We start from the raw sequence: 13,854 nt of genomic DNA, 5'->3' as shown, positions 1-13,854 counted from the left end.
GGATAAGGGTGTGAAGCCGGTCAAAGTAGGCATCTGTGGTCTGGGTACCGTGGGCAGCGGGACCTTCAACGTGCTCAAGCGCAACGCCGAGGAAATCGCCCGGCGCGCCGGGCGGGGTATCGAGGTGGCGCAGATCGCCCAGCGCCGACTCAATCCCCAGTGCGACACCGGCAGTACGCCGATCACCGCCGATGTCCTGGCGGTGGCCGACAATCCCGAGATCGACGTGGTGGTGGAGCTGATCGGCGGCTACACCCTGGCCCGCGAACTGGTGCTGCGCGCCATCGCCAACGGCAAGCACGTGGTCACCGCCAACAAGGCGCTGATCGCCGTGCACGGCAACGAGATCTTCGCCAAGGCGCGCGAGCAGGGCGTGATCGTCGCCTTCGAGGCCTCGGTGGCCGGCGGCATCCCGGTGATCAAGGCGCTGCGCGAAGGCCTGGCCGCCAACCGTATCAACTGGGTGGCCGGCATCATCAACGGCACCGGCAACTTCATCCTCTCCGAGATGCGCGAGAAGGGGCGCACCTTTCCCGATGTCCTGGCCGAAGCCCAGGCGCTGGGCTATGCCGAGGCCGATCCGACCTTTGACGTCGAAGGCATCGATGCTGCCCACAAGCTGACCATCCTGGCCTCCATCGCCTTCGGCATTCCGCTGCAATTCGACAAGGCCTACACCGAGGGCATCACCCGCCTGACCACCGCCGATGTCGGCTACGCCGAGGCGCTGGGCTATCGCATCAAGCACCTGGGCGTGGCGCGCAGCACCGCCCAGGGCATCGAGCTGCGGGTGCACCCGACGCTGATCCCGGCCGATCGCCTGATCGCCAACGTCAACGGCGTGATGAACGCGGTGATGGTCAATGGCGATGCCGTCGGCTCGACGCTGTTCTACGGCGCCGGTGCCGGGCAGGAGCCGACCGCCTCGGCGGTGGTGGCCGACCTGGTGGACGTGGTTCGCGCCATGACCTCGGATCCCGAGAATCGCGTGCCGCACCTGGCCTTCCAGCCCGATGCGCTGTCCGACCATCCGGTGCTGTCGATCGAGGCCTGCGAGAGCGCCTACTATCTGCGCATCCAGGCCAAGGATCACCCGGGCGTGCTGGCCCAGGTGGCGAGCATCCTCTCGGCGCGTGGCATCAACATCGAGTCCATCATGCAGAAGGAAGCCGAGGAACATGACGGCCTGGTGCCCATGATCCTGCTGACCCATCGCGTGACCGAGCGCCACATGGTCGAGGCCATCACCGCGCTGGAAGCCCTGGACGATGTCGTCGGCGATGTCGTCCGCATCCGCGTCGAGCACCTGAACTGAGCAGCCTGGCGGCGCCCGGCGCCGCCGTCTTTCCCGAGGTCGAGTCATGCGTTACATCAGTACCCGCGGCCAGGCGCCCGCGCTGAATTTCGAAGAAGTGCTGCTGGCGGGTCTCGCCAGCGATGGCGGTCTCTACGTACCGGAAAACCTGCCGCGCTTTTCCCTGGAGGAGATCGCTTCCTGGGCCGGCCTGCCCTATCACGAGCTGGCCTTCCGGGTGATGAAGCCCTTCGTCGCCGGCTCCATCGCCGATGCCGAATTCAAGGCCATCCTGGAAGAGACCTACGCCGGTTTCGCCCATGGCTCGATTGCGCCGCTGCGCCAGCTGGACGCCAACGAGTGGGTGCTGGAGCTGTTCCACGGCCCGACCCTGGCCTTCAAGGACTTCGCCCTGCAACTGCTGGGACGGCTGCTTGATCACGTGCTGGCCAAGCGTGGCGAGCGCGTGGTGATCATGGGCGCCACCTCCGGCGACACTGGCTCGGCGGCCATCGAAGGCTGCAAGCGCTGCGAGAACGTCGACATCTTCATCCTCCATCCGCACCAGCGGGTGTCGGAAGTGCAGCGCCGGCAGATGACCACGCTGCTGGGTGACAACATCCACAACATCGCCATCGAAGGCAACTTCGACGACTGCCAGGAGATGGTCAAGGCCAGCTTCGCCGACCAGGGTTTCCTCAAGGGCACCCCGCTGGTGGCGGTCAACTCGATCAACTGGGCGCGGATCATGGCCCAGATCGTCTACTACTTCCACGCGGCCCTGCAGCTGGGCGCCCCGGCGCGCTCCATCGCCTTCTCGGTGCCCACCGGCAACTTCGGCGACATCTTCGCCGGCTACCTGGCACGCAACATGGGGCTGCCGGTGAGCCAGCTGGTGGTGGCCACCAACCGCAACGACATCCTGCACCGCTTCATGTCCGGCAATCGCTACGACAAGCAGCAGCTGGAAGCCACGCTGTCGCCGTCCATGGACATCATGGTCTCGTCCAACTTCGAGCGCCTGCTGTTCGACCTGCACGGTCGCGATGGCCTGGCCCTGGCCGAGCTGATGGCGAACTTCCGCAGCAGCGGCACCCTGACGGTGGCGGACGATCGCTGGACCGAAGCGCGCAAGCTGTTCGACTCCCTTGCCGTGAGCGATGAAGAGACCTGCGCCACCATCGCCGAGGTCCATGCCGCCACCGGCGAGGTGCTGGATCCGCACACCGCCATCGGCGTGCGCGCCGCTCGCGAATGCCGGCGCAGCCTGGCCACGCCCATGGTGGTGCTGGGTACGGCCCACCCGGTGAAATTCCCCGAAGCGGTGGAAAAGGCCGGCATCGGCGCGACCCTCAGCCTGCCGACCCACCTGGCCGACCTGCTGCAACGCGAAGAGCGCTGCACCGTTCTGCCCAACGACCTCGCTGCCGTCCAGGCCTTCGTCAGCCGCCACGGCAAGCGCGGTCAGCCGCTGTAGGGTTTTAGCCCTCCAGATCGCGACTATCGCGACTATCGCGGCCATGGGCCGCTCCTACGGGTATGGAGTAACGTAGGAGCGGCCCATGGCCGCGATGAGCGGCGTAGGGTGGGTAACGGCGCAGCCTTACCCACCGGTGCCCGAAGCCCGGCGTGGAAAACGCTGCGCGGTTTTCCACCCTACGTATCAGGTAGGTTGGGTTGAGACAGCTCCAGCGTCGAAGCCCAACAAGGCAGACTCCAACCGTCGCTGCTGCGCGCAACCCAACCTACGGATCCGCGGTCCCAAGCCCCCCTGCCTTTTCCGGTACAATGCCCGGCTTTCCCTGCCGGTGACCCGCCCATGGCTCTGCAAGCCACGCCCTACAAAGTCGAACTCAACCTCACCGATCTGGATCGCGGGGTCTACGAGAATCTGCGTCTGACCGTGGCGCGGCATCCCTCCGAGACCGAGGAGCGAATGGCGGTGCGGTTGCTGGCCTATGTGCTCTGGTACAACGAGCAGCTGGCCTTCGGCCGCGGCCTGTCCGACGTCGACGAGCCGGCGCTGTGGGAAAAGAGTCTCGATGGCCGGGTGCTGCACTGGATCGAAGTCGGCCAGCCCGATGCCGACCGCCTGACCTGGTGCAGCCGTCGCACCGAGCGCACCAGCCTGCTGGCCTACGGCAACCTGCGCGTCTGGCAGACCAAGGTGGTGGACGCGGTCAGGACGCTGAAGAATCTGCATATCGCCGCGGTTCCCGCCGAGCCCCTGGCCGAGCTGGCCCGCGATCTGCCGCGCAGCATTTCCTGGCAGGTGACGATCAGCGAAGGCACCCTGTTCGTCACCGACGACCGCGGTCAGCACGAATTGCAGCTGGAATGGCTGCTGGGCGAACGTTGATGCGCCTGGAGCCCCGTCCGCTGCCGGCGGTGTTGCCCAACCTGGGCGACCTGCCGCCGCTGCTCACCCGGCTCTATGCCGCGCGCGGCGTGACCTTGCCGGAAGAACTGGACAAGGGCCTGGCGCGGCTGGTGCCCTATCACCAGCTCAAGGGTATCGAGGCGGCGGTGGAGCTGCTGGCGCGCGCCCTGGAAGAACGCCGGCGCATCCTCATCGTCGGCGATTTCGATGCCGACGGCGCCACCGCCAGTGCCGTGGGCGTGCTGGCCCTGCGTCGCCTGGGCGCGGCCTGGGTCGACTACCTGGTGCCCAATCGTTTCGAATACGGCTACGGCCTGACGCCCGAGATCGTCGCCGTGGCCCTGCAGCGCGAACCCGAGGTACTGCTTACCGTCGACAACGGCATCTCCAGTCTGGACGGCGTGGCTGCGGCCAAGGCGGCCGGGCTGCAGGTGGTCATCACCGACCACCACCTGCCGGGCGCCGAATTGCCCGCCGCCGATGCCATCGTCAATCCGAATCAGCCGGCCTGCGCCTTTCCCAGCAAATGCATCGCTGGGGTCGGGGTGATCTTCTATGTGATGCTGGCCCTGCGCAGTCGCCTGCGCGAGAACGGCTGGTTCGCCCGTCAGGGCCTGGCCGAGCCCAATCTGGCCGAGTTGCTGGATCTGGTCGCCCTCGGCAGCGTCGCCGACGTGGTGCCGCTGGACGCCAACAACCGCATCCTGGTGCACCAGGGGCTGATGCGTATCCGCGCCGGTCGGGCACGGCCGGGGCTCAAGGCGCTACTGGAAGTGGCCGGGCGCCAGCCGGGCAAGGTGGCCTCCAGCGACCTCGGTTTCATTCTCGGCCCGCGGCTCAATGCGGCGGGGCGCCTGGACGACATGTCCATCGGCATCGAGCTGCTGCTCTGCGAAGACCCACAGCTGGCGCAGGAATATGCCCAGCAGCTGGACGACTTCAACAAGGATCGCAAGAGCATCGAGCAGGGCATGCAGCGCGAGGCGCTCAAGCAGCTCAAGGAGTTGCCGGAAGACAATCTGCCCTTCGGTCTCTGCCTGTTCGATCCGGAGTGGCACCAGGGCGTGATCGGCATCCTCGCCTCGCGCCTCAAGGAAAAGTATCACCGCCCGGCGCTGGCCTTTGCCGACGACGGCAGTGGCAACGGCATGCTCAAGGGCTCGGCGCGTTCGGTACCCGGGCTGCACATCCGCGATGCCCTGGACGCCGTGGCGACCTGTCATCCGGGACTCATCACCAAGTTCGGCGGTCACGCCATGGCCGCCGGCCTCAGTCTGCCCCAGGCGCACTACGAGACTTTTGCCGCCGCCTTCGATGCCGAGGTGCGGCGCCACCTGCAGGCCGAGGATCTCAGCGGTCGCCTGCAGACCGATGGCTGCCTGGCCCCGACCGAATTCCAGCTCGGCCTGGCCCAGGCCCTGCGCCAGGCCGGTCCCTGGGGCCAGCAGTTTCCCGAGCCGCTGTTCCACGGCACCTTCGAGATCCTCTCCCAGCGGCTGCTCAAGGAACGGCACCTCAAGCTGACCCTGCGCAGCGAGCAGGGCGGTCCCGAGCTGGACGGCATCGCCTTCAACATCGACCGCGACACCTGGCCCGATCCCAACATCCGCTGGGCCGAACTGGCCTATCGGCTGGACGTGAACGAATTCCGCGGCAACGAGAGCGTGCAGTTGCTGGTGGTGCACCTGGCATCGCGTTAGGTCTCGCTTGAAAAGTGCCTGCGCGCGGTGATGCCGCGTTGAAAATCAGCTGGATCGCCAGTCCGAGCAGAATGCCCATTTACCGCTCGCAAACTCGAGCGCGAGTCCGATCCGCTTCCGCGCTGATCTGATTCGCTGGCGCTCACCCTCCGCGCCAGCCGTTGGCTGTTACTCCCGTTGGTCGTTGCGCCTTGCCTGACCTTCGCTCGGCGACTTTTCCGGTGAACCCGGTCGGATCGGCGATCTATTCTGGTCGGACGCACTCCAATGCCGTGCATCCCGACTAGACGAGGTCCGCCATGAGTCTCCTGTTCCAACCCCTGACCCTGCGTCAGCTGACCCTGCCCAATCGCGTGGTGGTCTCCCCAATGTGCCAGTATTCCAGCGAAGACGGCTTCGCCAACGACTGGCACCTGGTTCACCTTGGCAGTCGTGCCACCGGTGGCGCCGGTCTGGTGATCTTCGAGGCCACCGCGGTCACTGCCGATGGGCGCATCACGCCCCAGGACCTGGGGCTGTGGAAGGACGAGCAGATCGAGCCCCTGCGGCGCATCACCCAGTTCATCGAAGGCCAGGGTAGCGTCGCCGGCATCCAGCTGGCCCATGCCGGCCGCAAGGCCAGCACCTGGCAGCCCTGGCTCGGCAAGCACGGCAGCGTGCCCATCGCCGAAGGCGGCTGGGTGCCGGTGGCGCCTTCGGCCATCGCCTTCGATCCCCAGCACACCCGGCCCACGGCGGTGGATCGCGACGACATCGCCAGCATCCGCCGGGCCTTCGTGGACACCGCCGAGCGGGCCCTGGCGGCCGGCTTCAAGGTGGCCGAGATCCATGCCGCCCACGGCTACCTGCTGCACCAGTTCCTCTCGCCGCTCTCCAACCGCCGCGAAGACGACTACGGCGGCAATTTCGAGAATCGCATCCGCTTGCTGCTGGAAGTGACCGCCGATGTGCGGGCGGTCTGGCCGGAAGAGTTGCCGCTGTTCGTGCGGGTCTCGGCCACCGATTGGGTGGAAGACGGCTGGGACGTCGACGAGACGGTGGAATTGGCGCGGCGGCTGAAGACCCTGGGCGTCGACCTGATCGACGTCTCTTCCGGCGGTACCGCGGCCCAGGCCGACATTCCCACCGGGCCCGGCTACCAGACCCAGTTCGCCGAGCGGGTACGCAAGGAAGCCGGGATTCCCAGTGGCGCGGTGGGCATGATCACCGATGCCGCCCAGGCCGAGCACGTGCTGCGTACCGGCCAGGCCGACCTGGTGTTGCTGGCCCGCGAACTGCTGCGCGATCCCTACTGGCCGCTGAATGCCGCCGAGGCCCTGCGTGAGAAGGTCTCCTGGCCGCCACAGTACGTGCGCGCCGCCCACCGGGATACGCCGCTGCGCAAGCCGTTCGGGGCGGAATAGGGCGCGGGACGGAGCCATCCGTGCGGATGGCTCCCCGGGTCAGGGCTTGACCGGGCGCAGCATCGCCTCCAGGGCGTCGCTGTCGTAGTAGTCGCCCAGGTACCAGATGCGGCCGTCGCGGATCTTCATGATGCTGGCGCCGCGGATCTTGACCGGTTGCTTGCCGGTGGCGGTGACGCGGTTGCCGGTCAGTTCCCATTCGAAGGCAATGCTGCGCGGGCCGATGACCGGCTTGTGCACCATCTTCACCTGCAGATCCGGAACGGCCTTGAGGGTAACCTTGACGATCCGGTCGCGGGCCTGGGTGCGGCTGGTCTCGGTGGTGGCGGCGCCACTGTCGAAATACTGCACCTTGGGATCGAGCAGAGCGCTGGCGGCCTCGGCGTCGTGATCGTTCCAGGCATCGAGATAGCGATTGGCGATGAGGCGCGCGTCCTCGGCGGCGGCCTGAACCTGGCCGGCGGTGAGGGCGAGCGAAAGCGCGAACAGCACAGCCAGACGCGAGCGCATGGGGGTCTCCGGCAACTGCAGGGGGAAGGCGCAAGAGTAGCGCCGTGGGCGGCCCGCGGTCAGCAATATTTTGTATCGACCGGCTGGTCGTGACGGCGACCCGGCAACATTCGGTAAGCAGGTGCCGGGAGCCAGACGGCGTGGTCGGCGGTCCTAAAGGGCTGAATCCTGACTCTGTGGAGGTCATCCATGAACACCCGCGGTTTGCTTGATCAATTGCTCAAGGCGGGCCAGCAGGCGCTGGCCAAGAAGACCGGTCACTCGGCCCCCCGGCCCGGCACGGCGTCCACCGGCAAGGATCCCCTGGGCGGTCTGCTCTCCGGACTGGGCAACAGCGGTCTAGCGGCCGGGGCCCTCACCGCGCTGCTGGGCAGCAAGCGCGGTCGCGCCATGGGTGGCAAGGCGGTCGGCTATGGCGGTCTAGCGGCGCTCGGCATGGTGGCCTACAAGGCTTATCAGTCCTGGCAGGCCAATCAGGCCCAGGGTACGGCGGCCGTCGAGCCGCGTACCGTGGATCGGGTACCGGAGCACGAAGCCGAGGCCCATGGCCGGGCGGTGCTGATCGCCCTGATCGCGGCAGCCAAGGCCGACGGTCATGTCGATGACCAGGAGCGCCAGGCCATCGAGGCCGAGATGGCCAAGCTGGACAACGATCCCGAGTTGCGCGGCTGGCTGCAGCGCGAACTGGAGCAGCCGCTGGATCCGGCCAAGGTCGCCGCGGCGGCGGAAACGCCCGAGATGGCCGCCGAGATGTACCTGGCCAGCCTGATGCTGATCGACGATCAGCAATACATGGAAAAGGCCTACCTGGACGAGCTGGCCCGCCAGCTGCGCCTGGATCCCGGCCTGCGCGCCGAGCTGGAGCGTGAGGCCGCGGCGGTCTGACGGCTAGGCGAGCGGGCGTTCCTCGCCCAGCAGGACGCTCCGCTCCGCCGCGCAGAGGTGCAGCAGGAAATCCCAGACCACGCGCAGGCGCGCTGAGCGGTGCAACTCCCGGTGGGTCGAGATCCAGTACTCGCGGGTGAAGGACCGCTCCGGGAGCACGCCTTCCAAGGGGGTGTTCTGGCCCACCAGGTAGCAGGGCAGCACCGCGATGCCGATGCCGGCGCAGGCGGCTTCGCGCTGGGCGATGACGCTGGTGCTGCGAAAGACGATGCGCGGCTCGGGGCAGAGCCCCTGGATGAATTGCAGTTCACGGGTGTACAGCAGGTCGTCGACGTAACCGATGAAGGTCTGTTCGCCGAGGTCGGCTTCGGCGTCCAGCGCCGGTGCTCGATCCAGATAGGCGCGACTGGCATAGAACCTCAGGCGATAGGGCGTCAGTCGCCGGCCGATCAGGCCTTCGGCGGTGGGTCTTTCCAGGGTGATGGCGATGTCGGCCTCGCGGTTGGTGACGCTGACGAAGCGCGGCACCGAGACCAGCTCCACTTCCAGCCCCGGATAGTCGCGCAGCAGCGCCCCCAGGCGCTGGGCGAGAAAGCCGGTGCCCAGGCCTTCGGTCACTCCGACCCGCACCTGGCCCAGCGGATTGAGTCGCTGGGTGACCGCCTCCTGGGCCAGCAGGGCGGCTTCCTCCATCGCCTGGGCGTGCGCCAGCAGGGCCTGACCGGCCGGGGTGAGCTGGTAGCCGCTGGCCTGTTGCACCAGCAACTGGCTGCCCAGGGCGCGTTCCAGAGCCTCCAGGTGGCGGGCGACGGTCGCATGACTGACGCCCAGACTGCGGGCGGCGGTGAGCAGGCGGCCATGGCGCTGGACCTCCAGAAAAACCCGCAGATCGTTCCAGTCGAACATCCCTTTTCCTCGTCTAGGCCTGTCTGCCCGGCCGCTTGCTGGTCACTGTTCAGAAATGCACAGCCGTTGCCCGTTTTCTGCGACTGTTGTTCGCGGATGACGACACTAGGATAGGGACCACAACAACAAAAAAGCGAGGGAACGTCATGCTCGGTCCTGCTGCGGAATATGACTTCATCATCGTCGGCGCCGGTCCGGCCGGCTGCCTGCTGGCCAATCGGCTGTCCGCCGATCCGGCCCATCGCGTGCTGCTGCTGGAAGCCGGCGGCCGTGATAACCATCCCTGGATCCACATCCCCGTCGGCTACCTGTTCTGCATCGGCAATCCGCGCACCGACTGGTGCTTCAAGACCGAGGTGGAAGCGGGCCTGGGTGGCCGCGCGCTCAATTATCCCCGTGGGCGGGTGCTGGGCGGCTGCTCCTCCATCAACGGCATGATCTACATGCGCGGCCAGGCCCGCGACTATGACGGCTGGGCCGCCGCCGGCAATCCCGGCTGGGGCTGGCAGGACGTACTGCCGCTGTTCAAGCGCATGGAAGATCATTGCGATGGCGCCTCGGCCTTTCATGGTGCCGGGGGCGAATGGCGGGTCGAGCGGCAGCGCCTGCACTGGACGCTGCTCGACGCCTTTCGTAGCGCCGCGGGCGAAACCGGCATCGCGCCGGTGGACGACTTCAACACCGGCGACAACGAAGGCTGCGGCTACTTCCAGGTCAATCAGCGCAATGGCGTGCGCTGGAATGCCGCCAAGGCCTTTCTCAAGCCCATCCGCCAGCGCGCCAATCTGCAGGTGCTGACCGGTGTGCAGGTGGAGCGGGTGCTGCTGGAGCAGGGCAGGGCACGGGCGGTGCTGGCGCGGTTGCCGGGCCAGGCCGAACCCCAGCGCCTGGTGGCACGGCGGGAGATCGTGCTCTGTGCCGGCGCCATCGGCTCGCCGACCCTGTTGCAGCGCTCCGGCATCGGTCCGCGCGGTCTGCTCGAAGGCCTGGGCATCGGCGTCCGGCACCGGCTGGAAGGCGTGGGCGGCAATCTGCAGGATCACCTGCAACTGCGCCTGATCTACCGGGTGCACGGCGTGCCGACCCTCAATGCCCTGGCCGGCAGTCTCTGGGGCAAGCTGGGCATGGGCCTGGAATACCTTTGCAAGCGCAGTGGTCCCCTGGCGATGGCGCCGAGCCAGCTGGGCGCCTTCGCTCGCTCCGATCCGGCGCAGCCCTCGGCCAACCTGCAGTATCACGTGCAGCCACTGTCGCTGGAGCGCTTCGGCGAGCCGCTGCACGGCTTTCCCGCCTTTACCGCCTCGGTGTGCAACCTGCGACCGGCCAGTCGCGGCCAGGTGAGCATCCGCAGCGCCGACCCGCTGGCCGCGCCGCTGATCCAGCCGCGCTACCTCAGCGCGGAAGAAGACCTCAGGGTGGCCGCCGATGCCATTCGCCTGACCCGGCGCCTCGTCGCCGCCCCGGCCCTGGCCGCCTATCGGCCCGAGGAATACCTGCCGGGACCGGCCTACCAGAGCGAGGAGGAGTTGCGACAGGCCGCCGGCGCCATAGGCACCACCATCTTCCATCCGTCCGGCACCTGCCGCATGGGCCAGGACGCCGCCGCCGTGGTCGATGCGCGCCTGCGGGTGCATGGCATCCCGGGGCTGCGGGTGGCCGATGCCTCCATCATGCCGACCCTGGTCTCGGGCAACAGCTGCTCGCCGACCCTGATGATCGCCGAGCAGGCGGCCAACTTCATGCTGGCCGAGGCCCGCGAACAGGGCAGCATCGAGGTGCCCGCCGCGATCGCCAGGGCCAGCGCGGTCTCCGCTGCCTAGACGCGTCCATCCGGTTTCACCGACGGCGGGGCCTCCCGCCGTTTCCACCGTAGTAGCTGTCGCCCATAACAACAATCAGCCCGGCGATCCCGGGTCAGGAGAACGTGCGATGTCCGACTATGCCCAACCCCGGGTACAACCCAGCGCGGCCAGCAGTCGCCGCGAAGAGCGCAAGGTGATCTTCGCCTCGTCCCTGGGGACCGTCTTCGAGTGGTATGACTTCTTTCTCTATGGCGCCCTGGCGGCGGTGATCAGCAAGCAGTTCTTCGCCGGCGTCAACGACACCACCGCCTTCATCTTCGCCCTGCTGGCCTTTGCCGCCGGCTTCGTGGTGCGGCCCTTCGGCGCCCTGCTGTTCGGGCGCCTGGGCGATCTGGTCGGCCGCAAGTACACCTTTCTCGCCACCATCATCCTCATGGGCATCGCCACCTTCGGCGTCGGCCTGCTGCCCACCTACGCCAGCATCGGCGTGGCCGCGCCCATCATCCTGGTGGTGCTGCGGCTGCTGCAGGGCCTGGCCCTGGGCGGGGAGTACGGCGGTGCCGCCACCTATATCGCCGAGCACGCGCCGCCCGGCAAGCGCGGCGCCCACACCAGCTGGCTGCAATCCACCGCGACCCTGGGGCTGTTGCTGTCGCTGGTGGTGATCCTGGTCTGCCGCTACCTGACCGGCGACCAGTTCGAGGTCTGGGGCTGGCGCCTGCCGTTCCTGCTGTCGATCTTCCTGCTGGCCATCTCCACCTGGATCCGCATGTCCATGCACGAATCGCCGGCCTTCCTGCGCATGAAGGCCGAAGGCAAGCAGAGCAAGGCGCCGATCCGCGATTCCTTCACCAACTGGAGCAATCTCAAGGTGGTGCTGATCGCGCTGTTCAGCATCAACGGCGGCCAGGCGGTGACCTTCTACCTGGCGCAGTTCTATGTGATGTTCTTTCTCACCCAGACCCTCAAGCTCGACCCGGTGCTGGCCAACAACCTGCTGATCATCAGCGTGATCCTCGGCGCACCCTTCTTCGTCATCGCCGGCTGGCTGTCGGACAGGGTCGGGCGCAAGCCGATCCTGATGCTGGGGCTGCTGCTGGCCACGGTGCTCTACTTTCCGCTGTTCAAGGCCCTGACCCACTACGCCAATCCGCAGATCTACCAGGCCAGCCAGCAGGCGCCCATCGTGGTGACCGCCGATCCGGCCACCTGCACCTTCCAGTTCGATCCGGTGGGCAAGGCGCGCTTCGACAGTCCCTGCGACCGGGTCAAGACGCTGCTGGCCAAGAGCGGGCTGCCCTACCGCAGCGTGGCGGCGGCGCCGGGGGACGCGGTGCAGGTCAACGTCGGCGACAAGGTCATCGTCGGCTTCGACGAGCCGGCCCTGCGCGCGGCGGTACAGGCCGCCGGCTATCCGGCCAAGGCCGATGCGTCCCAGGTCAACAAGCCCATGGTGGTGGCGGTGATCTTCGCCCTGATCCTGATCGCGACCCTCTGCTACGGTCCCCTGGCGGCGCTGATGGTGGAGCTGTTCCCCACGCGCATCCGCTACACCTCCATGTCGCTGCCGTACCACATCGGCAACGGCTGGTTCGGCGGCTTCCTGCCGACGGTGTCCTTTGCCCTGGTGGTCTATACCGGCGACATCTTCTACGGCCTCTGGTACCCGGTGCTGGTGACCGGCGTCAGCCTGGTGGTGGGGCTGCTGTGCCTGCCGGAAACCCGCCACCGCGATCTCGACGCCGATTGAGGCCGGTGCGGGCGGCGCACCCCGCCGGCCGCTGAGTTTCGCCGCCGATTGGGTTATACTCGCGAGCTTTTCCACAGCTTTTCTCGCGAGTGTTTCCCCCATGGAAATCAACCCGATCGTCACCAGCATCAAGGACCTCTCCAGCCGCACCGAGACCATTCGGGGGTATCTTTGACTACGATCTGAAGAAGGATCGTCTGGTCGAAGTCGAGCGCGAGCTCGAAGACCCCGCTGTCTGGAACAAGCCCGAGTACGCCCAGAATCTTGGCCGCGAGCGCGCCTTGCTGGCCCAGGTGGTCGGTACCCTGGACGAGCTGAACGGCGGCCTGGCCGATGCCACCGATCTGCTGGAAATGGCCGCCGAAGAGCAAGACCAGGGCGCGGTCGATGACGTGGCGGCCGAGGTGGAGCGCCTGCGCGGCATCCTCGAGAAGCTGGAATTCCGCCGCATGTTCAGCGGCGAGATGGACCCCAACAACTGCTACCTGGACATCCAGGCCGGCTCCGGCGGCACCGAGGCCCAGGACTGGGCCAACATGCTCCTGCGCATGTACCTGCGCTGGGCCGACCAGCATGGCTTCAGCGCCGAGATCGTCGAGCTGTCGGAAGGCGAGGTCGCCGGCATCAAGGGCGCCACCGTGCACATCAAGGGCGAATACGCCTTCGGCTGGCTGCGCACCGAGATCGGCGTGCACCGCCTAGTGCGCAAGAGTCCCTTCGACTCGGGCAACCGTCGCCACACCTCCTTCACCGCGGTGTTCGTCTCGCCCGAGATCGATGACAACATCGACATCGAGATCAACCCCTCGGATCTGCGCGTCGACACCTACCGCTCCTCGGGCGCCGGCGGTCAGCACGTGAACACCACCGACTCCGCGGTGCGGATCACCCACGTGCCCACCAACACCGTGGTGGCCTGCCAGAACGAACGCTCCCAGCACGCCAACAGGGACACCGCCATGAAGATGCTGCGGGCCAAGTTGTACGAGCTGGAGATGCAGAAGCGCAACGCCGCGTCCCAGGCGCTGGAAGACTCCAAGTCCGATATCGGCTGGGGCCACCAGATCCGCTCCTATGTGCTCGACGCCTCGCGGATCAAGGATCTGCGCACCGGCGTGGAACGCAGCGACTGCGACAAGGTGCTCGACGGCGATCTGGACGAATACCTCGAAGCCAGCCTCAAGCAGGGCGTTTAATCCATCATTTCCTGTAGGAGCGGCCCAT

11 protein-coding genes are annotated in these 13,854 nt (G+C 67.1%); 9 read left to right on the top strand and 2 right to left on the bottom strand.

Going from position 1 to position 13,854, the window contains the following annotated elements; genetic code table 11:
• Window positions 1-10: 10 nt before the first annotated feature.
• The 5 genes from QE393_RS14990 to QE393_RS14970 all read left to right on the top strand — a co-directional run bounded on the left by QE393_RS14990 (window position 11) and on the right by QE393_RS14970 (window position 6,777).
• Window positions 11-1,315, top strand: a complete 1,305-nt coding sequence (locus QE393_RS14990; protein ID WP_310044353.1) for a homoserine dehydrogenase — start codon at window positions 11-13, stop codon at window positions 1,313-1,315.
• A gap of 46 nt (window positions 1,316-1,361) precedes the next feature.
• Window positions 1,362-2,771: a threonine synthase gene (gene thrC / locus QE393_RS14985; RefSeq protein ID WP_310044351.1), complete on the top strand. Its 1,410-nt coding sequence runs from the start codon at window positions 1,362-1,364 to the stop codon at window positions 2,769-2,771.
• 342 nt (window positions 2,772-3,113) lie between these two features.
• On the top strand, window positions 3,114-3,653 hold the full coding sequence (locus tag QE393_RS14980; RefSeq protein ID WP_158891322.1) for a YaeQ family protein: 540 nt from the start codon (window positions 3,114-3,116) through the stop codon (window positions 3,651-3,653).
• Window positions 3,653-5,374, top strand: coding sequence for a single-stranded-DNA-specific exonuclease RecJ (recJ, locus tag QE393_RS14975; protein WP_310044349.1), 1,722 nt, complete (start codon window positions 3,653-3,655; stop codon window positions 5,372-5,374). The genes QE393_RS14980 and recJ overlap by 1 nt, the downstream gene beginning before the upstream one ends.
• A 299-nt stretch (window positions 5,375-5,673) precedes the next feature.
• A complete protein-coding gene (locus tag QE393_RS14970) occupies window positions 5,674-6,777 on the top strand; it encodes an NADH:flavin oxidoreductase/NADH oxidase (RefSeq protein WP_310044346.1) in 1,104 nt (367 codons plus the stop codon).
• Window positions 6,778-6,816: 39 nt separating this feature from the next.
• On the opposite strand, the gene QE393_RS14965 is transcribed toward QE393_RS14970, so the two are convergent.
• On the bottom strand, window positions 6,817-7,287 hold the full coding sequence (locus QE393_RS14965) for a nuclear transport factor 2 family protein (RefSeq protein ID WP_093256106.1): 471 nt from the start codon (window positions 7,285-7,287) through the stop codon (window positions 6,817-6,819).
• A gap of 189 nt (window positions 7,288-7,476) precedes the next feature.
• Here QE393_RS14965 and QE393_RS14960 point away from each other — a divergent pair, with 189 nt between their 5' ends.
• Entirely contained in the window at window positions 7,477-8,172 is a 696-nt protein-coding gene (locus QE393_RS14960) for a tellurite resistance TerB family protein (RefSeq protein WP_310044343.1), read from the top strand.
• Between the two features lie 3 nt (window positions 8,173-8,175).
• On the opposite strand, the gene QE393_RS14955 is transcribed toward QE393_RS14960, so the two are convergent.
• Window positions 8,176-9,078, bottom strand: coding sequence for a LysR family transcriptional regulator (locus QE393_RS14955; protein WP_273806503.1), 903 nt, complete (start codon window positions 9,076-9,078; stop codon window positions 8,176-8,178).
• A gap of 146 nt (window positions 9,079-9,224) precedes the next feature.
• On the opposite strand from QE393_RS14955, the gene QE393_RS14950 reads away from it, so the two are divergent.
• The 3 genes from QE393_RS14950 (at window position 9,225) to prfB (ending at window position 13,826) form a co-directional block, all read left to right on the top strand.
• The gene (locus QE393_RS14950) at window positions 9,225-10,898 is read left to right on the top strand and encodes a GMC family oxidoreductase (protein WP_310044341.1); all 1,674 of its coding nucleotides are present in this window, start codon (window positions 9,225-9,227) and stop codon (window positions 10,896-10,898) included.
• 109 nt (window positions 10,899-11,007) lie between these two features.
• On the top strand, window positions 11,008-12,630 hold the full coding sequence (locus QE393_RS14945) for an MFS transporter (protein WP_310044338.1): 1,623 nt from the start codon (window positions 11,008-11,010) through the stop codon (window positions 12,628-12,630).
• Between the two features lie 100 nt (window positions 12,631-12,730).
• Window positions 12,731-13,826 (top strand): peptide chain release factor 2 gene (prfB, locus tag QE393_RS14940; RefSeq protein ID WP_273806500.1). Its coding sequence is split into 2 segments (ribosomal slippage): window positions 12,731-12,802 and window positions 12,804-13,826, totalling 1,095 coding nucleotides; the frame shifts between segments, so codons are not numbered across the junction.
• Window positions 13,827-13,854 lie beyond the last annotated feature (28 nt).

The organism is Pseudomonas sp. SORGH_AS_0211, from assembly GCF_031453455.1.
Classification (GTDB): domain Bacteria; phylum Pseudomonadota; class Gammaproteobacteria; order Pseudomonadales; family Pseudomonadaceae; genus Chryseomonas; species Chryseomonas aestiva.
This window is presented reverse-complemented; position numbering and strand designations above follow the sequence as displayed.